This window comes from Kribbella kalugense, from assembly GCF_004365875.1.
GTDB lineage: Bacteria > Actinomycetota > Actinomycetes > Propionibacteriales > Kribbellaceae > Kribbella > Kribbella kalugense.
The window spans coordinates 928,469-955,127 of the sequence record NZ_SODF01000001.1 but is presented as its reverse complement, the minus strand read 5'-3'; the positions used below and the strand labels follow the sequence as shown (position 1 = coordinate 955,127).

General features: G+C 67.0%; 22 protein-coding genes. 14 read left to right on the top strand and 8 right to left on the bottom strand.

Features of this window, described 5'->3' with window-relative positions:
• The first annotated feature begins 13 nt into the window (after positions 1-13).
• The 5 genes from EV650_RS04410 to EV650_RS04390 all read left to right on the top strand — a co-directional run bounded on the left by EV650_RS04410 (position 14) and on the right by EV650_RS04390 (position 4,709).
• Positions 14-1,225, top strand: a complete 1,212-nt coding sequence (locus tag EV650_RS04410; protein WP_134115571.1) for a NosD domain-containing protein — start codon at positions 14-16, stop codon at positions 1,223-1,225.
• Positions 1,226-1,303: 78 nt separating this feature from the next.
• Positions 1,304-2,548: a hypothetical protein gene (locus EV650_RS04405; RefSeq protein ID WP_134115568.1), complete on the top strand. Its 1,245-nt coding sequence runs from the start codon at positions 1,304-1,306 to the stop codon at positions 2,546-2,548.
• A 49-nt stretch (positions 2,549-2,597) separates the two neighbouring features.
• Positions 2,598-3,185: a GNAT family N-acetyltransferase gene (locus EV650_RS04400; RefSeq protein ID WP_134115565.1), complete on the top strand. Its 588-nt coding sequence runs from the start codon at positions 2,598-2,600 to the stop codon at positions 3,183-3,185.
• Between the two features lie 310 nt (positions 3,186-3,495).
• On the top strand, positions 3,496-4,056 hold the full coding sequence (locus tag EV650_RS04395; protein ID WP_202874395.1) for a hypothetical protein: 561 nt from the start codon (positions 3,496-3,498) through the stop codon (positions 4,054-4,056).
• A gap of 47 nt (positions 4,057-4,103) precedes the next feature.
• Positions 4,104-4,709 carry a hypothetical protein gene (locus EV650_RS04390; protein ID WP_134115563.1) on the top strand — a complete coding sequence of 202 codons (606 nt, stop codon included), beginning with the start codon at positions 4,104-4,106 and terminating at the stop codon, positions 4,707-4,709.
• Positions 4,710-4,757: 48 nt separating this feature from the next.
• Here EV650_RS04390 and EV650_RS04385 read toward each other — a convergent pair whose 3' ends face one another.
• Positions 4,758-5,534: a phytanoyl-CoA dioxygenase family protein gene (locus tag EV650_RS04385; protein WP_134115561.1), complete on the bottom strand. Its 777-nt coding sequence runs from the start codon at positions 5,532-5,534 to the stop codon at positions 4,758-4,760.
• A 127-nt stretch (positions 5,535-5,661) separates the two neighbouring features.
• Complete coding sequence (locus EV650_RS04380) at positions 5,662-6,192, bottom strand: hypothetical protein (protein WP_134115558.1); 531 nt, start codon at positions 6,190-6,192, stop codon at positions 5,662-5,664.
• Between the two features lie 126 nt (positions 6,193-6,318).
• Here EV650_RS04380 and EV650_RS04375 point away from each other — a divergent pair, with 126 nt between their 5' ends.
• From EV650_RS04375 to EV650_RS04345, 7 genes are all read left to right on the top strand, one after another.
• A complete protein-coding gene (locus EV650_RS04375) occupies positions 6,319-8,640 on the top strand; it encodes an alpha-L-rhamnosidase-related protein (protein WP_134115556.1) in 2,322 nt (773 codons plus the stop codon).
• A 42-nt stretch (positions 8,641-8,682) separates the two neighbouring features.
• Positions 8,683-11,280: a winged helix-turn-helix domain-containing protein gene (locus EV650_RS04370; RefSeq protein ID WP_202874394.1), complete on the top strand. Its 2,598-nt coding sequence runs from the start codon at positions 8,683-8,685 to the stop codon at positions 11,278-11,280.
• 74 nt (positions 11,281-11,354) lie between these two features.
• Positions 11,355-11,558 (top strand): DUF8691 family protein, encoded by a 204-nt coding sequence (locus EV650_RS04365; RefSeq protein ID WP_134115551.1) that lies wholly within the window; start codon positions 11,355-11,357, stop codon positions 11,556-11,558.
• Between the two features lie 21 nt (positions 11,559-11,579).
• Positions 11,580-12,197: a nuclear transport factor 2 family protein gene (locus tag EV650_RS04360; protein ID WP_134115549.1), complete on the top strand. Its 618-nt coding sequence runs from the start codon at positions 11,580-11,582 to the stop codon at positions 12,195-12,197.
• 80 nt (positions 12,198-12,277) lie between these two features.
• A complete protein-coding gene (locus EV650_RS04355; RefSeq protein WP_134115546.1) occupies positions 12,278-13,153 on the top strand; it encodes an oxidoreductase in 876 nt (291 codons plus the stop codon).
• Between the two features lies 1 nt (position 13,154).
• Positions 13,155-13,400, top strand: coding sequence for a hypothetical protein (locus tag EV650_RS40645; protein ID WP_202874392.1), 246 nt, complete (start codon positions 13,155-13,157; stop codon positions 13,398-13,400).
• Between the two features lie 38 nt (positions 13,401-13,438).
• Positions 13,439-14,845, top strand: coding sequence for an MFS transporter (locus EV650_RS04345; RefSeq protein WP_202874391.1), 1,407 nt, complete (start codon positions 13,439-13,441; stop codon positions 14,843-14,845).
• Here the strand turns inward: EV650_RS04345 and EV650_RS04340 are convergent.
• The 3 genes from EV650_RS04340 to EV650_RS04330 all read right to left on the bottom strand — a co-directional run bounded on the left by EV650_RS04340 (position 14,842) and on the right by EV650_RS04330 (position 20,340).
• Positions 14,842-18,114, bottom strand: a complete 3,273-nt coding sequence (locus tag EV650_RS04340) for an NPCBM/NEW2 domain-containing protein (RefSeq protein WP_134115541.1) — start codon at positions 18,112-18,114, stop codon at positions 14,842-14,844. The genes EV650_RS04345 and EV650_RS04340 overlap by 4 nt on opposite strands.
• Before the next feature lie 17 nt (positions 18,115-18,131).
• Positions 18,132-19,133: a LacI family DNA-binding transcriptional regulator gene (locus EV650_RS04335; protein ID WP_238174259.1), complete on the bottom strand. Its 1,002-nt coding sequence runs from the start codon at positions 19,131-19,133 to the stop codon at positions 18,132-18,134.
• Positions 19,134-19,245: 112 nt separating this feature from the next.
• Positions 19,246-20,340: an epoxide hydrolase family protein gene (locus EV650_RS04330; protein ID WP_134115537.1), complete on the bottom strand. Its 1,095-nt coding sequence runs from the start codon at positions 20,338-20,340 to the stop codon at positions 19,246-19,248.
• Positions 20,341-20,723: 383 nt separating this feature from the next.
• Between EV650_RS04330 and EV650_RS04325 the strand changes: the two genes are divergently transcribed.
• Positions 20,724-21,434: a hypothetical protein gene (locus tag EV650_RS04325; RefSeq protein WP_238174013.1), complete on the top strand. Its 711-nt coding sequence runs from the start codon at positions 20,724-20,726 to the stop codon at positions 21,432-21,434.
• Positions 21,435-21,507: 73 nt separating this feature from the next.
• On the opposite strand, the gene EV650_RS04320 is transcribed toward EV650_RS04325, so the two are convergent.
• On the bottom strand, positions 21,508-22,218 hold the full coding sequence (locus tag EV650_RS04320; protein WP_134119891.1) for an MBL fold metallo-hydrolase: 711 nt from the start codon (positions 22,216-22,218) through the stop codon (positions 21,508-21,510).
• A gap of 206 nt (positions 22,219-22,424) precedes the next feature.
• Between EV650_RS04320 and EV650_RS04315 the strand changes: the two genes are divergently transcribed.
• Positions 22,425-24,758, top strand: coding sequence for a patatin-like protein (locus EV650_RS04315; RefSeq protein ID WP_134115532.1), 2,334 nt, complete (start codon positions 22,425-22,427; stop codon positions 24,756-24,758).
• 3 nt (positions 24,759-24,761) lie between these two features.
• Here the strand turns inward: EV650_RS04315 and EV650_RS04310 are convergent, their stop codons facing one another.
• Entirely contained in the window at positions 24,762-25,577 is an 816-nt protein-coding gene (locus EV650_RS04310) for a pentapeptide repeat-containing protein (protein ID WP_134115531.1), read from the bottom strand.
• 28 nt (positions 25,578-25,605) lie between these two features.
• Entirely contained in the window at positions 25,606-26,619 is a 1,014-nt protein-coding gene (locus EV650_RS04305; protein WP_134115529.1) for a tetratricopeptide repeat protein, read from the bottom strand.
• Between the last annotated feature and the right edge of the window lie 40 nt (positions 26,620-26,659).

Here is a 26,659-nt window from a genome sequence, read left to right as displayed (position 1 = left end):
GAAAGGGAAGACGATGCCCTCGACGATCTACGACGTCACCACCTGGACCATCCCCGCAAGCCCCTCCACCACCGCGTACACCGACATCGGCGCGATCGTGAACAGCATCATCGCCGACATCAAGACGAACCAGCCGACGCAGGCCTCCAAGCCCGGAGCGGTGATCTACGTCCCGCCGGGCGACTACTCGCTCAAGACGCGGATCGTCATCGACATCAGCTACCTGCAGATCAAGGGGTCCGGACACGGCTTCACCTCCTCGAGCATCCGGTACAACGCCGGCGACACCTCCGGTTGGCACGAGATCTGGCCGGGCGGCAGCCGGATCCGGGTCGAGAACACCGACGGGAACGCCGAGGCCATCCTGATCAGCCGCAGCGGCGACCCCCGGCTCAGCTCGATCGAACTGCTCGACTTCTGCCTGGACGGCGTCTCGTTCACGCCGAACCAGAACAGCTACCTCAACGGCAAGATCGGGATCCGGTCGACCACCGCCACCGACTCGCTGCGGATCCGGGGTCTGGGGATCGTCTATCTGGAGCGCGGGATCGTGATCACCGACGCCGACGCACTGCACATCCAAGGCAACTTCATCTGCGAGAACGGCAGCTGCATCGAGCTCGTCGGCTCCGGGCAGGCCAGCATGGTCAACGACAACATGATCGGCGCCGGCTATGTCGGCTTCTCGGTCTACGCCGAGAACCACTTCGGCCTGATCGTCTCCGGGAACAACATCTTCCCCCGGGGCAAGAGCTCGGTGCACCTGAAGAACAGCACGAACAACACGATCAGCGCGAACCGCCTGCACGCCTTCTATCCTGGGATGATCCAGTGCGAAGGCGCCTGCCACAACAACCTGATCGGATCGAACCACTTCCTCCGGGTCCCCGAATCGTTCCCCGCGATGACCGGCTTCAGCAACGGACTCGATGATCTCTTCGGGCTGGTGCAACTCAACGGCAGCGGCAACACCGTGGTCGGCAATCACTTCTCCTACGACGTCCCGGCCGCGAACATCACGCCGTCCGGAGCGACCCCGACGATCGTCCTGGTGAAGTCGGGGAGCAACAACTACGTCGCAACCAATCACACGGCCGCGAACGTCGCCGTACACACCGTCGTACTCGACGGATCGACGGTCAACACGAAGGTCCTCGACTGCGGCACCACCGCGGAGTTCCAGGCCCTGACCGGAGCAACGTACGGCTTCCGAGCCACGCCATGAGCCGGCTCGAGACCCCGGGGCCCTATCCACCGGACGAACCGTGGAGCTGAGCGGCGCGGCCGGTGATTTCATGGGGGTGTGGAGCACGATCGGGATGAGGTCCTCGAGGTCGGGAAGGCTTCGAGGCGTGGCCGCCGAAGGGCCGGATGGGTTCTGGTCCTGGCAGCGGTGCTGACCCTGATCGTTGTCCGTGTCTCGACGGATGGTCCGCCCCATCAGGCGGTGCCGAGCCCCACCCCGTCGGAGGTGATCAACGCGATCCCGGACGGTCGGACGGCGAGGGCCTGGCCGACGGCGCCTGGCGCGTGTGGGGCGGTCACGCTGCTGCCTATCGTGTCGGCTGCGCCACCCGCGGAACACACCGGGATCCAGGTGCTGCTCGGCGGAGACCGGCTGCGACTCGTCGACTTCGACAGCGGCCGCGCGACGACCTTGCCTGACGCAGTCGTCCGTCCGGGCGAGTACGCCGCTGTGCTGGCCGGCGATCCGATCACGGCGTACGCGACAACCGAGTCGTGCAACGAAACGGCTCCCTACGCAATGGTGCGCATCAGCGACGATCACCGGGTGAGTGTCATCCGCCCACTCGGTCCCACCGAGTCACCGCTGACGGACGGCAATCGGGTCTGGATCGCTTCCTTCGCCAGCGGCATCGACAACCCCTACGGGACGATCGTTCCGATCGCCGGCGGGCCGCGGGTGAGGCTGCCGCACGGGTTCTCTCCATCCGCCGTCGTGGGCGAAACGATCGTCGGGCAACTGCAGCCCGATCCGGCAATCTCACCGACCTGGCTCGCGCTCGTCGATGCGCGCACCGGTCGGTTACAAACCAAGCTCGAAGAGCAAGCGGCGCCGCTCGCGGCCGGCGCCGGCCAAGTCTTCTGGACCAGCGGCTGTGACGGCGACGCGTCACCGTGCACGCTGCGCCGCCGGCTGATCGCCGGCGGGAAGAACCTCGGAGCCCCGCTTCCACGCCCCGCCTGCTGCGGTGTGGTCAGCCCCGACGGCACGAAGGTTGCCTTCCTGATCGAACGAGCGTCGACCGACTCACCTTTCGACGGCGATCCGCTCCCGCCCATGGATATCGCGATCATGCAACTCGGCACCGGCCGGCTGGACATCGTGCCGGGGATCGAACTGCCCGCCAAGTCGCAACCCGGGCTGGCCTTCGCCGGCCGTGGTGACTGGTTGGTGATCGCCCTCGACGCGGGATCCCGTACTCGGCTCCTCGCCTGGCGGCCCGGACTGCGGCAGCCGTACGAGACGAACGCGCTTCCGGGGCTGGTTCACAACCCGCCGACGCTCGTCGTCACCAGCCACTGACCACACGTACCGGAAGCTGAACGTCCGGAATTGGGGGTACGTTGCCGGTATGGCCGACTTCGCGATCAAGGCGCTCACGGTGGAGACGTTTGGGGACTTTGCTGCGCTTGTCGAGCGGAACAAGGGGATGTTCGCCAGTTGCTGGTGTACGCATTTTCATCCTGACTGTGCGGAGAAGGCGCAGAGTGCGGAGGGGAATCGGGCGCTCAAGGAACGTCTGGTGGCGGACGGGATCGCGCATGCGGCGCTGGTGTACGACGGCGATCGGGCCGTTGCGTGGGCGGAGTACGGATCGCCTGAGGAGCTGCCCAACATCCAGCACCGCAAGGAGTACGTCGCCACTGCCGAGCGGCTGCCCGACTACCGGGTCACCTGCATCCTGGTCGAGCGCAGCTTCCGCGGTCAGGGGCTGGCGGCGATCGCGTTGCGCGGAGCCGTCGAGTTGATCGCGCAGGCCGGCGGCGGCCGGGTCGAGGGGTACCCGCACGACACCGGCGGGGTCCGGAAGAAGAACTCGTCGTTCCTCTACAACGGCACCCGCGCGATGTACGAGCGCGAAGGCTTCACCTACGACCGGCCCAAGGGCCTCGGCAACTGCGTGATGGTGCGCGAGGTCGCCCCGAGCACGCGCGGCTGAATCAATCCAGCCCCGGCCAACCGACCAGGCGCCAGTGTCAGCATAGATAAATTCACAATTGATAGCGGCCAGTTTTGCGCAACATATCAGCCTGGTCACAACGGAGTTGCAAGCAGCTTGCGAAGTGCCCACATCGCCGACTTTCGGCACACGGTTTCCGCCTGCTGTACAAGGGATTCGTGATCCCAAACGTTCTACCGGCAATTGCAACAATAGACTCGACCCATTGCCGCGTGAGAACGCTCTCGCTAGGGTTTCGAATTGTCATCGAACGATTCGAACGTCATTCCGGGAGATGAGGGAAATGACCGTGAGGACCCTTTCCGCGGCCGCCGGACTTACCGCGCTGACCCTGGGCGGAACGCTTTGCGTGAGTCCTGCCGCCCACGCCGCCGCACCACCGGCGAACCACTGCGTCCAAAACCTGAAGACCGGCAAGATCGACTGCTTCGGCACCTTCACCGCCGCGATCAGCGACGCCACCCACGGCCGGATCACCACCGCGCCGGCCGGTGTGCCGGACGCCGCGCAGCGCGCCACGCTGGACCGGTCGATAAGCCGCGCCGATCTGACGGCGGACGGCGAGGTCATCCAGGGCACGTTCTTCGACGACCGTGACTTCGGCGGTGCGAGCTGGACCGTGGTCGGCGCCGGGCTCTGCGACGGCTCGGACGGAGTCATCAACTACCAGACGAACACGATCGACGGCTGGGCCGATCGGATCAGCTCCGTGCAGCCGTGGGCGAACTGCAAGATCTGGCTCTACCCCGAGCCGGATCTGACCGGCGACCGCGACGGACCGTTCACGCAGAACACCGCGTGGGTCGGCTCGATGATGGACGACCGCACCAAGTCGGTCGGCTTCAGCTGAGTACGTCGAGATCCCAAACCAGCACTATTCACGTGAGGAATGCCGTTATGCCGAAACGTCTTGCCGCTTTCGCCGGAATCGCAGTACTCGCGACCACCGGCCTCACCACCACTGCCCCCGCGTTCGCCGACGGACCGACCGGTCGCGAACTGCTCGACAAATGCAACAACGGCACCGATACCTGTGTCTTCCATCCGTCCGGTGCGCCGGAGACGTTCCGCGGCGACGTGCACCAGGTCGGCGACACCTATTACAACTGCACGGGTACGCCGCAACGCAGCACGATCAAGTGGTCCGAGACGACCGGCGAGTCGAACAGCTTCGGCGTCTCGCTGTCCGCGGAGTACGGCTTCTCCGAGGTGTTCAAGGTGTCGATCGAAACGTCGTACTCACACACCTGGGAGACGTCCAGCACGTTCGGTCAGGACAGCAACGTCGACGTACCGGCCGGCGAGAAGGGCTGGATCGAGCGCAGTACCGAGATGGAGAAGGTGCACGGTCAGTACGAGATGCACTTCCCCGACAAGTACTACGACCACTACATCTGGTACCAGGACTTCGACGCGACCGGGCCGGTGAAGGACGCGGCCGGCCAGATCACGGCGAAGACGGCCGCCATGTCGGACGACGAGAAGTCCCAGCACTGCGGCTGACGCGCGAAGCACCGGCCTCCGAATTCAACGGAGGCCGGTGCGCATGCGTCAGATCGGCAGCGGCTCGTAGTTGGCGCCGAACGGGGCATCCGGCCGTGCGAACTCCCCCATCAGTGCGCGACGCAGGGGCGTGGTGCGCTCGAGGAACTCGGGGTCGTTGCTGAGGCGGTCAGCCGGGCGGACCCACGGTGGGCTGTAGACGTAGTGCGTAGTGAAGCGGTCGTAGTCGCCGTCGTGGCGGAAGGTCCGATGCCAGACGCCGTTGTGAAACACCAGAGCGGACCCGGCCTCGGCGCAGATGACATGGCCGATCGCGATGTCGCCCTTGTTCTTGCGGATCGAATCGGGGAGCGGGACGCGTGAGCGGTGGCTGCCAGGAATCAGCTCCATGTTGCCCATGCCCGGCACAGTCTGGTCGGTGAGCAGGTACGACACCCGGAGCTGAATCAGCGGAACCGGGTATCCCAGCTCCTTGAAGTCGAAGGCGGACGAGCCGTCCTGGTGCCAACCGCCGTTCCCCGCGTGCGCCGGTTGCATGGTGTTCCAGCCGGCCTGCAGTACGAACCGGTCGCCGAGCAGACCCTGCACCTTCGGCAGTACGTCGGGATGGTCGATGAGCCGCTCCAGCACCGGCTCGCTCTCGTAGGTCCGGCCGATCTGCCCGAACTCGCGATCCCGGCTCTGGTGCAGGCGCTGCGAAACGTCGTACGCCTCGGCGGCCTCGTCCTTGGTCAAGACGTTGGGAATCAGGAAGTAGCCCCACGACTCGAAGATGAAGCGGTCGGTCTCGGTCAGCTGACCTTTGTCGACGACGGGATCGAGCATCACTCTGCCCTCTTCTTGATGTTGTTGGTACGGCTTCTCGGATCTGGCATACCCCATCGCAGTCCACACGCACCTTGCCCGCGCCAACAACTTTCCGTCCGCTACTGGCCGAATCCGGCCATCGAATTCACTGGCTGCGGCGCCAATAGGCCCACGTCAGCGTGAGTAGGGCCGGACCCCAGAGATTCAGCGGTGCGTAGCAGGCCGTGAAGACGGCCGCCCAGAACGAGCTGCCCATCGGGCCTGGCCGACCAGTTGTCCAGACCTCCCAGAACCCCACCGTCCAGATCAACATCAGCGCCACCGAACCGGCTGTGGCCGCAACGATGACCGCCTTCGGACGAACCGTGCGGCCGCCGAAGAACGGCAGCCACCGCGGGACCTCCTCTCCCAGCGGGCGGACCAGTCCGAAGGCGGTCAGCGCGACAGCCTCTGATAGGAGGCTGATGAAGGCGACGTAGACCGCCGGCCAGCCCCGCACGAGCTCGAGCTCCCCCGCGCTGTTCACCATGCCCATGGGGAAGCCAAACGCGACGGCCCAGCGCCACAGACCGGAGGGCAGCACCAGCAACGGGATCACGTGTGCCAGACGCTTCGCCCATCGCGGCACCGGCCGCTGCTCAAGCTTGTCAGCGACCGGAGTCCTCGCCATCGTCATGCGTCCATGCTTGCCTCCACACCACCCCCGAGCCCTCCCCCGCCGGAGTGAACCGCCTCCCTCGACCGAGGGTGAGTACGGTCGTGTCGCCTGGACGGAAGCCGCGAACGCGCATTGACTGTGTCGATGACCGCTGACGTTCAGCAGGTGCAGCTCGAAGACGACCCGTTCGCAGGACAAGCCGACTGGCCGGCGCGCTGGATCCGGGCGACGGAGTACGGCGACGTGGTTGGCTTCCGGTTGCGGGTCGAGTGCGCCCAGGTGGCTGAGGTCGTGGTCCACGTGTCCGCCGACGAGCGGTACGAACTGTGGCTCGACGGCGACCTCCTCGGCCGCGGTCCTTCTCGGGGCGAGGTCGGGCACTGGGCGTTCGAGAGCTACCGGCTGCGGTTGCCGGCCGGCGGGCACTGGCTTGCTGCCCGCGTGTGGAGCCTCGGGGACGACGCACCGCTGGCGCAGTTGAGTCTTGGCGACGGCCCTACCTTTCTCCTCGCAGCCGAAGAGCTCAGCACCGGTACGGCGGACTGGCAGGCGGCCGCACTGCCTGGCCACGGCCGCCGGCCGAAAGGCGACGGGTACGGCTGCGGAGCCAGGCACGTCAGCGACGGCCGGACGTATCCGTGGGGTTGGCAGACCGGCGAGGACACCCTCGACTGGTCGCCGGCTGCGAGGGGCGACCTCGCCCGATCAAGCAGGTCGGGCACCGAAGGGCGGTTGCTGGTGCCGGCTCGCTTGCCTGCACCGGCGCAGCGGTGGGCCGAAGGCTCCCGTGTCCGCCATGTCGCCGAGCATCCGGCAGGAGAGCCGACCCACGATCGTGTCGTCGATCCGGCGGACCATCTGGACGATGAGGCCGGTGACTGGCAACAACTCCTCGGCGGTACGGCGCTGGTGGTGCCGCCCGGGACCTGTCGGTGCGTGCTGATCGATCTCGACGAGTACGTCTGCGCGTACCCCTTCCTCGACCTCGAGGGCGGCCGCGATGCCGAAGTACGACTGCATTGGCAGGAGTCGCTGTACGAGACGGATCCTGAAGCAGGTAAGGGACATCGTGATGTTGTCGAGGGCAAGCTGTTCGGTCGGCCAGGGCTCGAGGAAGACGGCATTGGTGACCTCTTCATCGCCGGCGGCGGCCGCGAGTGCCACAGCACCCTGTGGTGGCAGTCCGGCCGGTACGTCGAGGTTCTCGTCACCACCGCGGCCGAACCGTTGACGATCACCGGCCTCCGGTTCCGTGAGACCCACTATCCGTACGAGGACCGCAGCCACTTCACCGCCAGCGACCCGCGGCTCGCGGAGGTCGGCGTACTCGCATTCCGGACGCTGCAAATGTGCAGCCACGAGACGACCATGGACTGCCCGTACTACGAGCAGCTTCAGTACGCCGGCGACACCCGCCTGCAATGCCTGGTCGCCTACGCCACCACCGGCGACGACGCCCTCGCCCGGCAGGCATTGCGTGCTTTCGCCCACAGCCAGGACGCCAACGGATTGGTCCAGTCCCGTACGCCGGCCCGGCAGGCCTCCCCCATCCCGCCGTTCACGCTGTGGTGGGTGGCGATGGTGCACGACTTCGCGTTGTGGCGCGGTGATCTGGCCTTCGTCACCGAACTCATGCCGGGAGTCCGCGCGGCCCTCGACGCACACCGCCGTACCGTCGACGACCACGGGATCTTCCACGCCCTGCACGGCTGGAACTTCACCGACTGGGTGCCCGGCTGGGACGCCGGCACACCACCCGGGATCGTCCAGGACGGCGAAGTACACCCTGACTGGCCCGGCCCAGGGCGCGGCGTGAGCGCCGTACTGCAACTACAGCTGGCTCTGGTCGCACGGCAAGTCGCCGAGCTGGAGTCATGGTTGGGCGAACCGGACGCCGGATACTCGCAGCTGGCCGACAGCCTCGTTCAAGCCACCGACGAGAACTTCTACGACACCGACCGCAGGCTGTACGCCGATGACCTCGGGCACACCGCGTTCAGCGAACACGCGCAATCGCTGGCGCTACTCGCCGGAGCGAAGTACGGCGAGACGGCGGTCAGGGCGATGCTCCAGGAGCCGCTGGAGCGGACCACCGTGTACTTCGACCACTACCTGTTCGAGGCACTGCACCGGATCGGGCGGACCGACGTACTGCTCGACCGGCTCGGACTCTGGTTCGGCCTGCTGGACCAGGGCTTGCGTACCGTGATCGAGCACCCCGAACCGACTCGCAGCGACTGTCACGCGTGGGGTGCGCACCCGCTGTACCACTACGTCGCGACGCTGCTCGGCGTCCGGCCAACAGCACCTGGAATGACCGCAGTCACGGTCGCTCCGCAGCTCGGCGGCCTCGAGTGGGCCCAGGCATCGGTGCCGACACCGCATGGTTCGCTCGAGGTCCGCGCCGAGGCCGGCAGGCCGCCAGAGGTCTCTGCACCACCAAAGATCGCGCTAACGATCCACTGAACCGGCCGGGTTGTGCGACCGTAGATGGCGAGAGGGGTGACGGTGGCTCCAGCAGCTCCCTGGCTGATCGACCGGGGTGACCTTGTCGCTGCCCTGGATCGCGCGTCGACGCGGCAGGTGACGATCATCTCGGCTCCGGCCGGCAGCGGGAAGACCAGCCTGTTGCGCGCGTGGGCCGGTCGACCGGGGCACCGTGTCGCGGTTGTGCAGGTACAACGCGGTCAGCAGGACGACCAGGAGTTCTGGCTGGCTGTCCTCGACGCGATCAGTCAAGGACCACGAGCAGCGACACCTGACTTCAACGCAAAGGCGACGGTCGACCAGGTGTTGTCGGAACTCGCCGGCGGCGTCACCTTGATCATCGACGATCTTCACGAGCTCAATTCGCCGGAAGCCCTCGCCCAGCTCACCCGACTGCTGACGAACCTTCCTCCTCAGGCCCACGCGATCCTGACCATGCGCCACGACGTACGGCTGCGGCTGCATCAGCTCCGTCTGGCCGGCGAGCTGGCGGAGATCAGGGCCGCGGATCTGCGCTTCTCCGAACGCGAAACCCGCGACCTTCTCGACGCCGCGGGCATCACGCTGTCGGCGTCTGGGGCGGCGCTGCTGCACCAGCGGACTGAGGGATGGGCAGCGGGCCTTCGGCTTGCCGCGCTCTCCTTGGCCGGTCACCCCGATCCGGAGCGGTTCGTTGCGGAGTTCTCCGGCAACGACCGCACGGTCGCCGAGTACCTGATCGCCGAGATGCTCGAGCGCCGACCACCCGACGTACAAGATCTGCTGGTACGAACGTCCTTGCTAGACCGAGTCAATGGCGAACTCGCGGACCTGCTGACCGGCCGTCCCGGCTCGGAGGGGACCCTGCTCGAACTCGAAGACGCGAACGCGTTCGTCGTCTCGCTGGATCCCGAGCGCACGTGGTTCCGTTATCACCACCTGTTCTCGGATCTCCTCCGGCTGCAGCTGCGGGCGACGCTTCCCGAGGAAGTACCGGTGCTGCACCGACGCGCGGCGGAATGGTTCATTGCGCACGGCCAGGTGGTCGAGGCCATCCGGCATACCCGGGAGGCGGGCGACTGGGTCGACGCGGCCCGGCTGCTCGCCGATCATGCGTTCAGCCTGACGCTCGACGGGCGAGCGCAGACCATGCAGGCGCTGGTACGGGACTTCCCGAAGGGCGCGGATCACCCCGAGCTGGCCCTCGTGCGCGCGATGGGTGACCTCGAGCAGGGACGTCTGGACCAGGCGGCCGCACAGCTCGCGCTCGCCGAAGCGCACGTCCAGGCGACGCCGCCGGAGCGCCGGCGTCGCCTCCAGGTGGCGGTCGCGTCACTGACGCTCTCGCTGGCCAGGCGGCGCGGCCAGCTTGCCGGGGTCATCGAGCAGGCCGGTTTCCTGGCCTCCGGGCAGTTCGACGGGGACATCGCGCTCGGCAGCGATCTGCGCGCGGTGGCGCTGATGAACCTGGGCACCGCCGAGGCGTGGACGCTCGGGCTGCCGGCCGCGCCCGATGCCGAACGGCACCTGCGGGAGGGCGCCGCGCTGGCCCGGCAGATCGGCCGCCCCTATCTCGAAGTTGGTTGCCTGGCGCAACTAGGGTTCGCATCGCTGGTCCTGCAGTCGTTCGCCGAGACCCAGCGGCGCTGTCGGGAGGCGATCGCGCTCGCCGAGCGCTACGGGTGGGGGACGGAGCCGGTGATCGCGCCCGCGCTGATCATGCTCGCCGCAACCCTCATCTGGACCGGTGAGTTCGATGAGGGCGAGCAATGGTTGCAGCGAACCAGACAAGCCCTCCGAACAGACACCGGCCCGGACATCACGCTCCTGCTGCACCAGACGGCCGGCCTGCTGCACGCCGGCCGCGGCCGCCATCAAGAAGCGCTCGAGGAGTTCGGCGTGGCCGAACACCTGGGATCACAGCTCGAGGACTCACCGGCGCTGGCGACTCGGACCACCCGGTGGCTGCTGGCCACCCAGGCCCGCCTCGGGATGGTCGGCGAGGCGCGCGCCCTGCTCGCGACGCTCGACGACGAGCGGGCCGGCTCTGGTGAGATCCGCAACGCGTTCGCGGTGATCCGTCTCGCGGAAGGTGAACCGGCCGCTGCTCTGGCCGCGGTTGCCGAGGTTCTGGACGGTACGGCGCTGGTCTTCGGGGACGTGACGGTCATCGAGGCTCACCTGCTGGCCGGCCTCGCTCATCATGAGCTCGGCAACCGGCGCGCGGCCAACCAGGCGGCTGAACAGGCGCTGGCCCTGGCGGAGTCCGACCGGCTGGTCCTCCCCTTCGCGATCACAGGCTCCCGGGAGCTACTGGAGGCGCTGCCGCGGCACGAGACAGCGCACGCCGCGCTGCTCACCGAGATCCTCGACAGCCTGCACGGCGCTCCCCCGCCGGCCAAAGAGTCGTCCTCTTTGCCACCGACAGCGGAACTCAGCCCGGGCGAGCTCCGAGTACTGCGTTACCTCCCGACGAACCTGTCCCGGCACGAGATCGCCGGCCAGCTGTACGTCTCGCCGAACACCATCAGCACGCACCTGCGCAACATCTACGCCAAGCTCCAGGTTCGTGACCGCTCGTCGGCCGTACGGCGCGCGCGGGAACTGCGGTTGCTCGCGGCAGGACGCCGTACCAAATAGCGCGTACCAAATAGCCCCGAGTCACCTCATCCCAGTGAGGCGCGATCACCTGACCGCCACTGACGATGTGCCTCATGGACCCCATGCCCGCCCGGTATGCGATCCGGATCCGGGGCCACCTCGGCGCCACCGTGCTGACTGCATTCCCGGCGCTGGAGTCGCGGCGGCGCGGCGCCGACACCGTGCTCACCGGGCTGCTCGACCGCTCAGCGCTGTACGGCGTCCTGGCGGAGATCGAGGCGCTCGGCCTGGAGCTGATCGAGGTCCGCCGGCTCTGAAGACCACAGGAGGACAGGACTATGAAGGTTCATCGCTGGAAGACGATCAGCGCGTTCGTCGCGGCCGTGGCTCTTACCATCGGCGCCCCGCCGTCCGTTGTCAGCGCCGCGCGAGTCGAGAGCACGAGCTCGAGCGCGAGCGACCTGACCAGGCTGCCGCTCACCGACCGCCACCTGACCAAGCACGAGAAGGCCAACCTTGCGGTCGTCCTGCGCGCCTACCACGCCGGCGAGGGCAATGTCCTGGACGCCCAGGGATTCATGAACCTGTTCGCTCATGACGGTGTCCTCAACGGCATCGGCGGCGTGGAGGGCCAGTCGACCTTGCGGGGTGAGCAACTGGGCGGCTTGATCACCTGGATGGGCACGTTCCTTCCCGACGTACACCGGGAACTGAAGCAGATCACCGTGAACGGCGACATCGTCAGCATCCAGCTCTCGATCCAGGGCACCTTCCTCGGCGCCTTCGACACACCCGCCGGGCTGGTCCAGCCGACGGGAGCGAAGATCGACTTCCCGACCGCCGACTTCTGGCGGCTGCGCAACGGCAAGATCGAGGTCTTCGACTGCCACATCGCCTTCACCACCCTGTACGCGCAGCTCGGCATCCTCCCGGACTACGCATCGGCGACCCGGTAAGTCACTGGAATCAGGTGACTGCCACTCACCCCGCCCGCCGATAGAACGGCGTGATAGCGATCCCGATCGAAGGGCGATCCATGACCACCACCAACCCACGGGCCGCGCGGGCCGGCTCGTACCGGGTCGGGGACCTCGAACTCAACCGGATCGGGTACGGCGCGATGCAACTCGCCGGCCCGGGCGTACTCGGGCCGCCGCGCGACCGCGCCGCCGCGATCGAGGTGCTGCGGACCGCGGTCGAGCTGGGCGTCAATCACATCGACACGGCCGACGGCTACGGGCCGCACATCACCAACGAGATCATCCGGGAAGCGCTCTCGCCGTACGACGACGTGCACATCGTGACGAAGGTCGGGGTGGTCCGCGACGAGCAGGGCGGCTGGCTGCCCGGAAACTCACCGGAGTCGCTGCGCACGCAGGTCCACGACAACCTCCGGTCGCTCGGACTCGACGTACTCGACGTCGTCAACCTGCGGACCCTCGTCGGGCTCGTCGACACCGCGACGGCTACGGACACTCTCACCCCTGGTTTCGAGGCGCTCGCCGAACTGCAGCAGCAAGGCCTGATCCGGCACCTGGGCCTGAGCACGGTCAGCCTCGACCAACTGGCCGAGGCGCAGCGGATCGCCCCGGTGGTGTGCGTACAGAACTTCTACAACATCGCCAACCGGGCGGACGAGGCGGTGCTCGTGGCCACCGCCGAGCAGCAGATCGCGTACGTGCCGTACTTCCCGCTCGGCGGCTTCTCGCCGCTGCAGTCCGACGTACTGGAGTCTGTCGCCAAACGACTCGACGCGACCCCGACAGCGGTCGCCGCGTCCTGGCTCCTCCAGCACTCACCGAACCTGCTGCTGATCGGCGGCACCTCGTCGGTCGACCACCTACGCCAGAACATCGCCGGCGCAACCCTCGCCCTCCCACCCAACGCGGTGGCCGAACTGGACAAGATCTGACATGCCCAAGGCAGTGAGGTACGACGGGTTCGGCGGGATCGACGTGTTGCGGGTCGAGGAGGTGCCGCGCCCGGTCCCCGGGGACGGGCAGGTCCTCGTCCGGGTGAAGGCGGCCGGCATCAACCCGAGTGAGGCGGTCATCCGCATGGGCGCGGTAGCAGACCTGTTCCCGTTGGCGCAGGTCCGCGAGGCCTACACCGAGCTCGAGCGCCGCCATACCCGCGGCAAGATTGTTCTGAGGCCCTAGTCATGGCGTCAGGCGGCCGCCGATGGTGGGCCTTGGCGGTGATAGCGATCGCTCAGCTGATGGTGGTGCTCGACGGCACTGTCGTGACCATCGCACTGCCCTCGGCCCAACGCGACCTCGGTATCTCCGACGCTGATCGGCAGTGGGTGGTCACGGCGTACACCGTGGCGTTCGGTGGTCTGCTTCTGCTGGGCGGACGGATCGCCGACTACAGCGGCCGTAAGCGGATGTTCCTGGCCGGGCTACTCGGGTTTGCTGCGGCGTCGGCGCTCGGCGGCGCGGCGCAGAACGGCGCGACGCTCTTTGGTGCCCGGGCCCTCCAGGGCGCCTTCGCGGCGCTGCTCGCGCCCGCCGCACTGTCACTGATCACGGTGACCTTCACCGCGGTGAAGGAGCGGTCCCGGGCGTTCGCGGTGTACGGCGCGATCTCGGGAGGTGGTTCCGCGATCGGCCTGATCCTGGGCGGAGCGCTGACCGAGTACGCGTCGTGGCGCTGGTGCCTGCTGATCAATGTGCCGATCGCGATCGGCGCGTTCATCGCCGGCTCGATCCTGGTCTCCGAGAGCAAGGCCGGCCGCGGGAGCTCCTATGACATCCCTGGCGCGATCCTCGGCACGGCCGGGCTGGTCGCCCTCGTGTACGGATTCACCCAAGCGGCCAAGCCCGGTGTCGGCTGGCTCTCGGTCGAAGTGATCAGCTATCTCGTCGGCGCCGTCGTCCTGCTGGTCGCGTTCGTGCTCGTCGAGTTGCGTACGGCGAGCCCGCTGTTGCCGATGCGCGTCGTACTCGATCGCCATCGCGGCGGCTCGTATCTCGCCTCGCTCCTGGTCTTCGCCGGACTGTTCGCGATGTTCCTGTTCCTGAGTTACTACTTCCAGTACAACCGGGGCTACAGCGCACTCAAGTCGGGTATCGCGTTCCTGCCGTTCAGCGTCGGCATCATCCTCACCTCCGCCGTGGTGTCATCGCTGCTGCCGCGCACCGGACCCAAGCCGCTGATGCTGGTCGGGCTCGCTCTGACCGCAATCGGTCTGGGCACCTTCACGCTCATCTCTGACACCAGCAGTTGGGTTACCAGCGTTCTGCCCGGAGAGTTGCTGATGAGCGTCGGCCTCGGGCTGGTGACGGTGCCGCTCTCGAGCCTCGCGCTCGCCGGGGTGAGCAACGACGACGCGGGAGTCGCCAGCGCGGTGCTCAACTCGACCCAGCAGATCGGTGGATCGCTGGGCACCGCGCTGCTCAACACCTTCTACGCGAGTGCGGTCACGTCGTACGTCGTGGCTCATCACCTCTCGTCGTCCGGGTTCAATCCGCTCGCCGCGATCCACGGCTATCACGTCGCGTTCTGGATCGGGTTCGGGCTGATCTCCTCGGCGTTCGTCGCGGTTCTGGTCCTGGTCAAGGCCGACATCTCCCGGCAACCCGGCGTACCGTCCGATGCCTAGGGCAACCGACGCAGGGTCGCGTCGGCCCAGTCGGCGTGGTCGGAGTTGTTGCCGTCGCCCGCGTCGGTGACTCGGAGCGTCAGCTGCTGTACGCCCAGGACGTCCAGGTCCACCTTCTGCGGATCGGAATCACCGCGCATCACGGGCGACTCGTAGATCACCTTGCCATCCGCCTCCACCTGGAAGACCACCGAGGAGTACGGCGAGTTCCGCTGGAAGTCATCGACTCCGACCATTGCGCTGAACCGGACGTCGGCCGGATCGAGCTTGTAGACGATCTCGGAGTTGGCATGGGTTCCGATGCCCTTCGCGTACTGGACGCCGGCCAGCGCGATCGGCCCGCCGGAGACCGAGCGGTCGTGGCCCAACGATCCCCAGCCGATGGTCGCCGACTCCCATTCCCGGTCGCTGAGCGCGGTCGCCGTCAGATCCGTCGGCAGCGACTGTTCGTCGGCCTGAGCTGGCGCGCCGGCCCCGCGCTCGTTCGCCGACGTCACGCGGTACCGCCACGGCCCGCCGGCGGCGTCACGATCCACCCAGCCGTCGCCGGTCACCGACTCGGCCACCGTTTTGAAGTCCTCCGATCCGACAGGCGCTCGCTCAATGCCGGCGGTCAACGCGTCGGGTGCACTCTTCCAGCTGAGCGCCACCCGATTGCCGGACCGATAGGCGCCGAGGTTGGTCGGAGCTGCGGGCGCAGCGGCCGGCATGGTCCGGAAGCTGTGCGGAAGCCCAGGCACAGGCAGCTCCTGATGGGTCCGCGCGTTCACCGCCGTCACCGACCAGTAGTACTCGCGTCCCGGCATCAGGCTGGGAGCTGAAGCCGTGGTCCCCTTCACGGTCCAGCTGCGAACGACGTCACTCAGCTGCGAGTCCTTCGCGACGGTGACCCGGTACTCCGTCGCGTTGGCCGACGGGCTCCAGCGCAGTACCGCAGTCCGGGGTGAGACCCTGTCGCCGCCGTCCTTGGGGGACGTCAACGCGAAGTCGTCCGGGGACGTCGTGATCGCGTCGCCCCAACGCTTCTGATCGTTCGGGCCCACCGCCTCGGCGGTCACGTGAGCGCCGACCGGCAGGGAAACGGTGACCGAGCTGACGGACTTGCCGCGTTGCAGAGTGTGCTCCGCCTGCACGCGACGGCCGTTCACCGCAATCTGGGCATAGCCGCCGTAGAAGCTGACCGTCGTCTTCAGCGGCTTAGGCCCGCTGTTGTGCGTCACGGTGGTCCGGGTCGCGCCTTCATGCCGTACGCCGAGATCGTGCTGACCAACGGTGATGTGGTCGAGGTTGAGCCAGCCGATCTCCTTGGGCAGCCGGGACAGGGTGGAGACCGCGTTCGCCGGTGCGTTCGGAACGATGCCCGCGAGTCCTTCGACCGTCTGGGAGACCAGCGTGTAGCTCACCTCGGGATAGTCGCCGTTCGTGCCCTGCGACGGAACTTCGTGCGGCTGTCCCAGGACAGAGATGATGTCCTTCATCCGCGACCAGGCCTGCTCGGACCGGCCGTAGGCGAACATCACGTCCGGGACATAGGTGCTGGACTCGATGTTGCTCGGCCGATTCTCGGTGTACTTCTTGAACATGTAGTCGAGGAAGTCGTTGGTCTTGCGGCTGTTCGGGTCGATGATCTCGTCGTACGCCATGAACATCGAGTTCTCCTGGCCCCAGCCGGCCACCTTGGCGCCGTCGGGGGTGCGGCCGCGGACGTACTCGTCCGAGCCGAGCGCGACTCCCCAATCCTTGTTGAAATACTTGAAGAGCTCGGCGGCGCGAGTGTCGAACTGCTTGGCGATCGCGGCGTCACCACGGGCCCGCGCCAGGTCGGCGTACCCACGGAACGCCTGGTACTGCGTCGCGATGCCGTCGCCGGCCTCGATCATGTCCGCGTCGGATCTCTCGTTGTAGCTGGCCGCGCCGTACCAGATCCCCTGGCCTGTTCCCTCGGCGACGCCGTTCGGCAGCTGGGTGTCGTGCAGCTTGACGAACTTGGTGACGGCGTTGGTGTAGAAGTTCCAGAGCGCGGGGTCATCGAGGTACGTCCGGTCCCCCGTCCAGCGATACTGCTCCGCGGCCTTGTCGACCAACTCGAACACTGCGGGCACCTCGCGGACGAAGTAGTCGTCGCTCGGGTGGTCGAGGAAGTACGGGCTGCCGTCGAAGTTCAGCGCCCACAACGGGTACCAGTTCCGCGTCTCGTTCGAGGTGGCGGCGTACGCCTGAAGCATCGACTTGTTCTCCTGGTCAAGCCCCAGCAGGTGCGCTCCGGCGGCCTGGTGTGCGTAGTCGCGGATGTAGAACGCCGTCCTGTTGGCGTAACCCGCCCAGTAGGAGGGGATGTAGTCGGCCTGGCGTGCGTCGGGCGGGACGGGTCCCTCGACGTCGACAGGGCCGCGCTTGCCGGTCTGGACGTGCTGCCGGGCCCGCCACTTGGCCCAGTTGAAGGTGTCGACGAGTTCGTCGTTCGAACTGCTGATGACGATGCTCTTGTGTTCCTCCACCGCAGTCACTGTCCACGTCGAATGGTTGCCCTTGCTGTCGGTGATCGTGAACTGCCGGGGCTGGGTGTAGTCCAGGGGTTGCGCGGGATCTGGGGTGATCGTGCTGCCCACAGGCAGTTCGACGGCGGCTGTCACGGCGTTCCGGTCGGACTCGTAGGGCAGCTGGAAGCTCACGGTGCGGGCATCGTGGTCGATCACCGATGGGCCTTGCTGGCCGTCCACCTTGAAGCTCAGCAGCTCGCGCAGGTCGTCGTACACCGAGACGTCGTCGATGTTGATCCAGTTCTCGGTGCTGCTCGTCACGAACACCTCCACGTGCTGCCCGGTGGACAGGTCGACCGGCTCGAGCGAGTACGCCCGGTACGACGGAATGACGGGCAGACTCTGGGACGCCAGGACGTCGCCAGTGTCCGTGTCGCGAAGCCCGAATACCCCACCCGCACCGTTCACCCCAATCCACGCGGACGCGGTGTAGTTGCCGTCGGCATCGACTGTGAGGGGCTGGGACACCTTGTACCCGGTGCCGGCATCGAGGTAGGCGAGGCCCTGTCCCGTGTGTGGGTTGTTGGTCGCGCGTCCTGCGCCCGCGGTGAACTGCCAAGGGTCGCTGCCGGCTTCGAATCCGCCGTTCACCACGAGTTCGTGACCGGTGCTGTCGGGCTGACCGCTCGCCCTGACTGGTGGGACGAGCAGGAGGAGCGCCAGGATGCAGAACCCGATCAGCAGTAATCGACTGGTCCGTGACAAAGCGCTGAGGGCGGTGGGCGGCATGGCGTACTCCTTCTTGGTCAGCGGGCGGGCGCGACCGAGGCGCCGGGCAAGAACGTGCAGGGAACCAGCTGGGGTGGAGTCCGGGTGCCGGACTCCAGGTAGTCGACCAGGATCTCGACGCCGAGTCGCCCCAGTTCCTCGCCGGGCGACTGCATCATCGTGAGGGCCGGTGACGACATGGTCGAGATGTCCCCGGTCGTGCCGAGCGCGATCACAGAGACGTCGTCCGGCACGCGCAGCCCTGCCTGGCGAACGCCGACCATGACGCCGAGCGTCGCCTGCTCGTTGCGCACCAGGATCGCGGTGACTTCCGGATGTTCGGCGAGCAGCTGCTGGGTGATGTCCGACCCTGCCGACGCGGTCTGCTCGCAGCCGACGGTGACCGACCGCAAGCCCCGCTCGGCGACGAGACGGGCGAAGGCTTCATCCGTTCGGACCTGGGGTCCGTATCCAGGCAGGGCTCCGGTGCCACCGCGTTCACCGATCAGTGCGACGTACCGATGGCCGAGGGATTCCAGCCGATCCAGGGCGGCCGACACGGTGGCGTCGAAGTCGATGTCGGCGTACAGCTCTCCGGACGGATCGGCGGTGCGGCCGATCATCGCGAACGGCGTACCCGCGTCGCGCAAGGTGGTGACGCGCGGGTCGTCGAGCAGTACTTCCATCAGCAGTACGCCGTCCACGAGGCCGGCGGACAGCAGATCCTTCAGGCCGACCGCGTCGTTGCTGACCGGCCACAACGTCAGGTGGTAGTCGGACCGATTCGCGGCCGTGGCCGCGCTGGTGAGGAACTCCACCGACGTCGCCCCGAGACGCCGCTCCAGCGCCGGATACACCAGCGCCAGATTCTGCGTCCGGCGGATCGCCAGGGCTCGCGCGGCCCGGTTGCGCTGGAAGTTCAGGTCGGCCATCGCCGCCTCGATCTTCGCGCGCGTAGCCGGCGTCACCGCCTTCGTCCCGTTCACGACGTACGACACCGTCGCAATCGACACCCCAGCCCGATCGGCGACATCCTGCATCGTCGTCACGCCCACACCTCGCCCACCTCACCCGACGGCCAAAGCCCTTGCAAAACAGAAGTTAAGCGCTTAGCTGCCGGAGCACAAGAGCCCACAACCCCGCGGGCAAGATTCAGTCCAGTTGGGTGAAGAAGGTCCTCAGGTCGTTGACCAGCAGGTCAGGCTCCTGGTGGGCGGCGAAATGGCCGCCGGTGTCGTAGACGTTCCACGAGACGATGTTCGCGTGATCGCGTTCCGCGAAGCGCCGGATCGCCTGGGTGTCGTCGCGGAACTGCGCCAGCCCGAGTGGCACGGTCGTGGGCTCAGTGGGCCGGGTGCTCTTGCCGTTCTCGTAGTAGATCCGCATGGCCGAGGCGACCGTGCGGGTCAGCCAGTGGATCATCACGTTGGTCAGCACGAAGTCGAGGTCGAGACCGCCCCGATAGATGAGGTTGTGCCAGCCGAGTAGCCCGGCCGGCGAGTCGGTGAGCGCGTGCGCGAGCGATTGTGGTTGCTGTGATTGCAGGTAGTCGTAGGCGTCCATGTTCTGCTGGAACCATTCGAGTCCCTCGATGGCGGCGCGTTCCTCCGGCGAGTTGGGGTCGAGCTCGGCGGGATCGATGTTCGAGAAGATCTGCGTGACGTGAGCCCCGACGACGGCCGCCGGCGCTACCCGGCCGAGCTCCGGGGCGATGTCCGAACCCCAGTCGTTGCCGACCGCGCCGTACCGCTCGTAGCCCAGCATGCGCATCAGTTCCGCCCAAGCGGCCGCGATCCGGTGCGGGCTCCAGCCGCGGGAGCTGGTCGGCCCGGAGAATCCGAACCCGGGCAGCGACGGGATCACCAGGTCGAAGGCGAGGTCGCCCTCGACCGGATCGGTCAGCGGCTCGATGATGTCGAGGAACTCGGCGACGGAACCCGGCCAACCGTGCGTGAGGATCAGCGGCAAGGCGTCGGCCTGCGGCGACTTCACCTGCAGGAAATGGATGTTCTGGCCGTCGATCGTGGTCGTGAACTGCGGATACTCGTTCAGCCGCGCCTCCCAGATGCGCCAGTCGTACGACGACTTCCAATAGTCGACCTGGCTCTTCAGCTCGTCGACCGGCGAGCCGTAGTCCCAGCCGGCGCCCTCCACCTCGTCGGCCCACCGGACCCGCTCAAGCCGCTCTCGCAAATCATCGAGCTCAGCTTGCGGTACGTCGATCCGGTACGGCTTGATCTCGTTCATCGCAAACTCCACAAGCTGGTCATGCGCTTCATTCTCTCTACCTAAAGGGTCGTGAATGCGCAACTTTCAGCGGGTTGGCGGCATCAGGCTAGGCAACGATCTAGTGCTGGCAGGGAGCCCGCAACCTGGGGGGTCAGGTCGCGAGAGGTTGCGAAATGTACGGTAAGCAAAGGCTTGTCCGTCGAAGCTCCGTAGTAGTTAGTGCGGCCGCATTGCTGGCCGCCGGATTGTTGCCCGGAGCCGCGGACGCTGTAACAACAACCACCGGCAACGCAAACGCCGGCAAATGCACGATGGATCTGGGGTCGGTCACGGCTGGAGGTGACGAGAGGTCGCAGCGCATCACAGCCACCTCACCTCCGACGAGAACGAACGATCATGTCGTGGCGCCCGCACTGTTCGGCGACCAGGTACGGCTCAGCGGTTCGAGGTTTACGTCCCCGGATCCGCGCGGAGTTTACGTCGCGGGCCATGTGATCATCGGCAAAGCCCTGTCCTACAACGGTTACACGCTCGTCATGGGCCGCGATCTCGACCGGGACTCGATCCGTCGCGAGGTCGACGGCGGCGACTACGGTGACATCGTCGCGTTCGAGGAAGCTCGCTATCGGGAGGGGACCTCGGTCCCGCGAACGAAGCTGTACGGGCTGCGCGCCGACGGCGTGCTGCTCAGGTGGACCTCGACCAGCGGGGGCTGGCAAGTCACCGGCACGTCCCCGGGCTTCGCTTCGGTGAAGTCGATGGCGTTGATCAGCAAGACCCGGACGTATGACACGTTCCTCGCGAACACCCGGGGCGGCGCGCTCTACACGATTCGGATCCCGACGACGTCGCCGATGCAACCAGTGGTCAAACCGGTACGCACCCGTACCTGGCAGGGCTTCGAATTCCTGATCGCGCAGAAGTGCGGCAGCCAGGGCACCCTGCTGCTCGGCGTCGACAAGGACACCAATACGGCCTATCTGTACGCCGTTGGTCACGCCAACGGCACCGCGACGGTCATCCAGGGCCTCGGCAAGGTTCCCGGCACGTTCAACGACCCGGCCTACTTCCGCTGGGCCTCAGCAACCATCGACCCGCTCGCGGGCGAGTAAGCACCTGACCCGCCACCCGGCTCACTTCACCGGTGGCGGGTCGGGTTTCCATGCCCGTGGCGCGGAGCGAGGTCTAAAGCGCGACTCGCAGGCCGGGATGGGCCAGGATCACCGGGCATGCTGCTATCTGAGCTGCCTCGTCGAGCAGCCGCAGGTGGTCCTGCCAGGCGCGCAGATGCGTCAGGATCAGCAACTTCGCACCAGCCTTCGTCGCCAGCCGGCCCGCGTCGCCGGCGGTGAGATGCCCACGCATCGGCCCGTCGGCGTCGAAACCGGACGCCTCCGCAAGCAGTACTCCGCAGCCGTCGGCCAACGCCTCGATCGCCGCGCACGGTTCGGTGTCAGCTGTGTAGCACAGGACGTCGTCGACCCTGCTCGCCCAACACTCGAGCTCACCATGCCGGACCTGGGCGAGCCGGACACGCATCGGACCGAGCTCGAGGTCTCCTGCTCGCGTCACGGTTGTGGCGAAGTCGTCCGGATTGGTGGTCAGGACCGAGTTCATGTTCGAAGGACCGAACACTCGCAGCGGTCCGCAGTCGCTTCCATCGCGGATCGCGTTGGACCGGTAGTAGCTGAGCTGCGTCACGTCCGACCAGTGATCGGAGTGCGCGTGCGACAAGATCACGGCGTCGATCGCTTCCGCGGTCGAGTAGCGCTGGAGGGGCCCGGCGGCACCCGCCCCCAGGTCGAGCAGCAATCGGTGGCCGTCCTTCTCGACCAGATAGCTCGACGCGGCGGAGTCCGGACCCGGCGCGGAGCCGGAGCAACCCACAACTGTCATCCTCACCGCCCAAATCTATCCGACTTACCTGAACCCGCCACCAAAAACAATTGCAAAAGCCAATTGGAATCCAATACAACAAAGCACCTGCAAACGTCAGTCATACGCTCGAACTGTAGGATAGTTGGACGTTCTTCGCAGCCAGCGCTTCCCCTTCTCGGCGGTCAGGAGTACGACGGGACGAGGGGCTGGTCGAGGGGGACGAAATGAGGATTCAGGTACCACCGGTTTCGGTGGAGCCGGTGTGTGAGCTGCGGCTTGCGCTGGTGTGCTTCGGGGGCGTGTCGCTGGCGATTTACATGCACGGCACGACCAAGGAAATCCACAAATTGGTGCGTGCTTCTTGTGCCTACGAGGACAACCAGCAGACCAATCCGTTTACCGAGCCGGGCGAGCGGACCGAAGCGGCGTACTGGAACCTGCTCAAACGGAAACAACTCGAGGACCACGGCGTCCGGACCAGGGTCGTCGTCGACGTCATTACCGGCACCTCCGCGGGTGGAATCAACGGCGTCTGTCTGGCGACGGCACTCGCCCGGAACGCCTCGCAGGATGCGCTGCGCGACCTCTGGATGGTCGAGGGCGACATCGGGCGGCTCTGGCGGCCGGCCCTGGCCGGCAAGATCCCCTGGCTGTCCGAGCACCTCCACTGGAAACTCCGCGCGATGGAGTGGGCCTCGTGGTCACTCATCAATCTCGGCCGTGCCCAACCGCCCTTGCGCGGCGATCGGATGGGCCGCGTCCTGTACGACGTCTTGGCCGGGATGACCCAGATCGAGAAGCCCACCTTGGTCCCGGACGGACTCTCCCTCGAACTGTTCGTGACGCTGACGGACCTTCGCGGGTACCGCCGCTTCATCCGCATCGCGGATCGGACGATCGACGACAAGACTCACCAAGTGGTGATGCGGTTCCGCCTGGACGCCGCGGGTGCGGAGGACGCCGAGCGGGTCGACGACTTCACCGCGGCCGACACCGGAGCCCTGAGCTTCGCCGCCCGCGCGACCTCGTCCTTCCCGGGCGCGTTTCCTCCGGTCGGCCTGGGCAGCTTCGATCGCGACCTCCGCTCCGATGCACGGACCCGCGACCTCAACCCGTCGCTCGTGGCCGGGTTCCTGCCCGCGTATCGTGCGCCCTTCAACACTGCCCAGGACGCCTGGTTCATCGACGGCGGCGTACTGGACAACAAGCCGTTCGGTCTGGCGATCGACGCGATCGTTGCGAAGCCGGCCGCCAGCGAGGTGCGGCGGTGGGTGGTGTACCTGGAGCCCGACCCGGCCCAGCCGACGGTCGAACGTCGTGATGCCACGGCTCCGACCCTGCTCGGCGCGGTGATCCCTTCCCTGTCGGGAATCCCACGCAGCGAACCGATCCTCGACGAGCTCCAGCGACTCCGGCAGTTCAACGAGCGTGTCAACGACATCCGCCGGCTCGTCACGCCGCAGGTGGCGGCCCTGCCGACCACGCTGGCGTCGGTGAGCGCGCTCCTGCGGTCTCCGGAAGCGGACCAGATGCGGACGGCGATGAACCAAGTCCACGATCAAGCTCGCCAAGCAGTCGGCACGACCTATCCGACGTACCTGCGACTCAAACTGCGCAGCATCCACCAGGCACTCGCGACCGCGGTCGCATCTGCGTATGGCTACCCGCCGGAGTCGGCTCAGGCCGAGTTCATCCGCGCGGTCCTGGGCGAATGGCAAGACGCCAAGTACGGCGGCGATCCCACCAGTGCGGACGCTCAGAACTACATCAGGTCCAGCGATGTGCCGTATCGCGTTCGTCGGCTGCGGTTCGTGGTCCAGGGTGTCAGCGACCTCTATTCCGGCGCAGGTCCCGAGCTCCGGCCACAGCTCGACGCCGCGAAGCGCCAGCTGTACTTGTTCATCGACTCCATCGACTCCGCGCTCGCACCCGACCGTCTTCGTGACGTGCTACCGCACGGCGGCCCCTTCGCCGACGACGCGCTCGCCGGCCTAATGACCCAGGAGCTGGAGGGGGTGGCAAGAGATCACGAAGCTGAAGTGTCGGCGATGATGGCCGCACTGAACAGCCATCTCGACAAGCAACTGGAGGGCTCCAGCCTCGAGATGCTCCAGCGGTTCAACGAGTTGTCGACCGGCTGGGACGACGAGCTGCGCAACGCGGTGCTGGTGCGTTTCATCGGCTTCCCGCTGTGGGACACCGCGATCTTCCCGCTGATGTCGCTGAGCGAGATCCAGCAGTTCAGCCCGATCCGAGTTGCCCGCTTCAGTCCTGATGGCGCAACGCGCCTCAATGCGAGAGGAGCCGCGAAGCTTCAGGGCATCGGCGTACATCACTTCGGTGCGTTCTTCTCCCGCAAGGCCAGGGAATGCGACTATCTGTGGGGCCGCCTGGACGGCGCCGAGCAGCTCGTCCATCTGCTCGGCCTGGAGTCGGGTGCCGCCGAGGAGCTGTATCTGTCGATCCTCGACGAGGAGGCCGCGGCTCTGCCGTTGGCCGAGAGCCTGATCTCCGCCTGCCGTGCCGGACTCGCGGGCGGTACTGCGGTTCGAGGTTGAGGGCTAGGGCCAGTGGGGTGGGCGGGTCAGGCGGGGTGGGAGGGTTGTGGTGGCGTCGCCGCGGGCTGCGTTGAGCTGCATCTGGGTCAGGAAGATGCTGCGGGCGAGGTGGGCGCCGCGGAGGTCGGTGTCGCGGAGCTCGGCGCCGATGAGGTCGGCGGTCGTGAGGTCGGCCTGACGCAAGTCAGCGCCGGTCAGGTAGGCACTGCGCAAGTCCGTGCCCCGCAGGTCGGCGCCGCGCAGATCCGCGCCGCTGAGGTCCGAGCCGCGTCGGCTCATCGGCGTGGGCGAGACGCCGGCCCGGACGAGCTCGCTGGTCTGTAGCAGCAGGTCGTTGATCCGTGAGCGATGAGCGAGTACGTCGAGCGCCGTGAGCGACTCCGGGCTGCCGAGGGTCAGTTGTTCGGTGTCGTCGAGCGCACGCGTGAGCTCACCGTGCAGAGAAGGTGCCAACTCGAGAGCCTCGGTCAGGTACCAGAGCAGCTCATGCAGCAGCCGCACTACCGAGAACACCTCGAACATCTGCGCACCCGAGTCCGCCGCCTGCCGCCAGTCACGGCCGCCGTACGTCACCTGGGTGACCTTCTGGCCGGCGCCGAAGCAGTCGTACACGGTGCAGCCGGGGAAGCCGCCGTCGCGCAGCCGTGCGTGGATGCCGCAGCGGAAGTCGTGCCTCAGGTTCGGGCACGGTTCACCGGCCGGCTTGTCGATGGCGAAGTCGGCGGACGCGGTGATCGCCAGCGCCACGCAGCACAGCCCGGCGCACTGCGCGCAGTCGGCACGCAGGTCCAGGCGTCGTACGGGCTGACTCGGAGCCATGTCCCTGTCGAGGCTAGAGCCTGCTGCCTCAAATCGCACCGGCTGCGCTGGGCGCGTCGTAGAGCTGCATCATCACCTCGCGCGCACAAGACGCAGCCGACGGATGCCCGGAGTCGATCGCGAGTTGGTACGCACGCTCGGCGCCGTCGAGGTCGCCTTGATCCTGACGCAGTACGCCGAGATTGAACGCGGCCTTCGGAGCCATGTCAGCATGCCCGGACTCGATCACCAGCTGGAAGGCCGACTCCGCGCCGGCAAAGTCCTCCCGACCGTGACAGAGCACCCCGAGATTCACCGCCGCCTGCGGAGCCTGGTCAGCGTGCCCAGATTCGATCACGACCCGGTAGGCCAGCTCTGCCCCGGCGAGATCGCCTCGCTCTTCACGGAGTACGCCGAGGTTGACCGCCGCCTTCGGAGCCAGATCGGCGTGCCCGGAGTCGATCGCTACCTGGTACGCCAGCTCCGCCCCGGCGAAATCACCTCGCCCCTCGCAGAGCACCGCGAGGTTGACCGCTGCCATCGGAGCCATGGTGGCGTGCCCGGACGCGATCGCCAGCCGATAGGCGCGCTCGGCACCAACGCAGTCGTGCCGCCGCTCACGGAGTACGCCGAGGTTGACCGCCGCCTTCGGAGCCTGGTCGGCGTGGCCGGAGTCGATCGCCACCTGGTAGGCGCGCTCCGCTCCATCCTCGTCGTCACGCAGTACGCCGAGGTTGACCGCCGCCATCGGGGCGAGGTCGACGTGCCCCGAGTCGATCGCCAGCAACAGGGCCCGCTCCGCACCGGCGAAATCGCCGCGCCCCTCACGGAGTACGCCGAGATTGACCGCTGCCTTGGGTGCATGATCTGCGTGCCCCGAGTCGATCGCCAGCTGATAGGCCTGCTCCGCCCCCTCGAAGTCGGCCCGATCCTCCCGCAGGACGCCGAGGTTGAATGCTGCCTTCGGCGCCCTGTCGGTGTGCCCGGAGTCGATCGCCAACAGCAGCGCCTGCTCCACCGCGGAGATATCGCTTGTCTGAAGTATGGAGTGCAGAACTGTCACGATGTCCCCCTTGGACACCTACTAGATGCGACCAAGTCGC

Bases quoted from the DNA above. Each gene is read 5' to 3' on its own strand.
- EV650_RS04410 (WP_134115571.1), top strand. From the start codon at position 14: ATGCCCTCGACGATCTACGACGTCACCACCTGGACCATCCCCGCAAGC.
- EV650_RS04400 (WP_134115565.1), top strand. From the start codon at position 2,598: ATGGCCGACTTCGCGATCAAGGCGCTCACGGTGGAGACGTTTGGGGAC.
- EV650_RS04390 (WP_134115563.1), top strand. From the start codon at position 4,104: ATGCCGAAACGTCTTGCCGCTTTCGCCGGAATCGCAGTACTCGCGACC.
- EV650_RS04385 (WP_134115561.1), bottom strand. From the start codon at position 5,534: ATGCTCGATCCCGTCGTCGACAAAGGTCAGCTGACCGAGACCGACCGC.
- EV650_RS04380 (WP_134115558.1), bottom strand. From the start codon at position 6,192: ATGACGATGGCGAGGACTCCGGTCGCTGACAAGCTTGAGCAGCGGCCG.
- EV650_RS04375 (WP_134115556.1), top strand. From the start codon at position 6,319: ATGACCGCTGACGTTCAGCAGGTGCAGCTCGAAGACGACCCGTTCGCA.
- EV650_RS04365 (WP_134115551.1), top strand. From the start codon at position 11,355: ATGGACCCCATGCCCGCCCGGTATGCGATCCGGATCCGGGGCCACCTC.
- EV650_RS04360 (WP_134115549.1), top strand. From the start codon at position 11,580: ATGAAGGTTCATCGCTGGAAGACGATCAGCGCGTTCGTCGCGGCCGTG.
- EV650_RS04355 (WP_134115546.1), top strand. From the start codon at position 12,278: ATGACCACCACCAACCCACGGGCCGCGCGGGCCGGCTCGTACCGGGTC.
- EV650_RS40645 (WP_202874392.1), top strand. From the start codon at position 13,155: ATGCCCAAGGCAGTGAGGTACGACGGGTTCGGCGGGATCGACGTGTTG.
- EV650_RS04340 (WP_134115541.1), bottom strand. From the start codon at position 18,114: ATGCCGCCCACCGCCCTCAGCGCTTTGTCACGGACCAGTCGATTACTG.
- EV650_RS04335 (WP_238174259.1), bottom strand. From the start codon at position 19,133: ATGCAGGATGTCGCCGATCGGGCTGGGGTGTCGATTGCGACGGTGTCG.
- EV650_RS04330 (WP_134115537.1), bottom strand. From the start codon at position 20,340: ATGAACGAGATCAAGCCGTACCGGATCGACGTACCGCAAGCTGAGCTC.
- EV650_RS04320 (WP_134119891.1), bottom strand. From the start codon at position 22,218: ATGACAGTTGTGGGTTGCTCCGGCTCCGCGCCGGGTCCGGACTCCGCC.
- EV650_RS04315 (WP_134115532.1), top strand. From the start codon at position 22,425: ATGAGGATTCAGGTACCACCGGTTTCGGTGGAGCCGGTGTGTGAGCTG.
- EV650_RS04310 (WP_134115531.1), bottom strand. From the start codon at position 25,577: ATGGCTCCGAGTCAGCCCGTACGACGCCTGGACCTGCGTGCCGACTGC.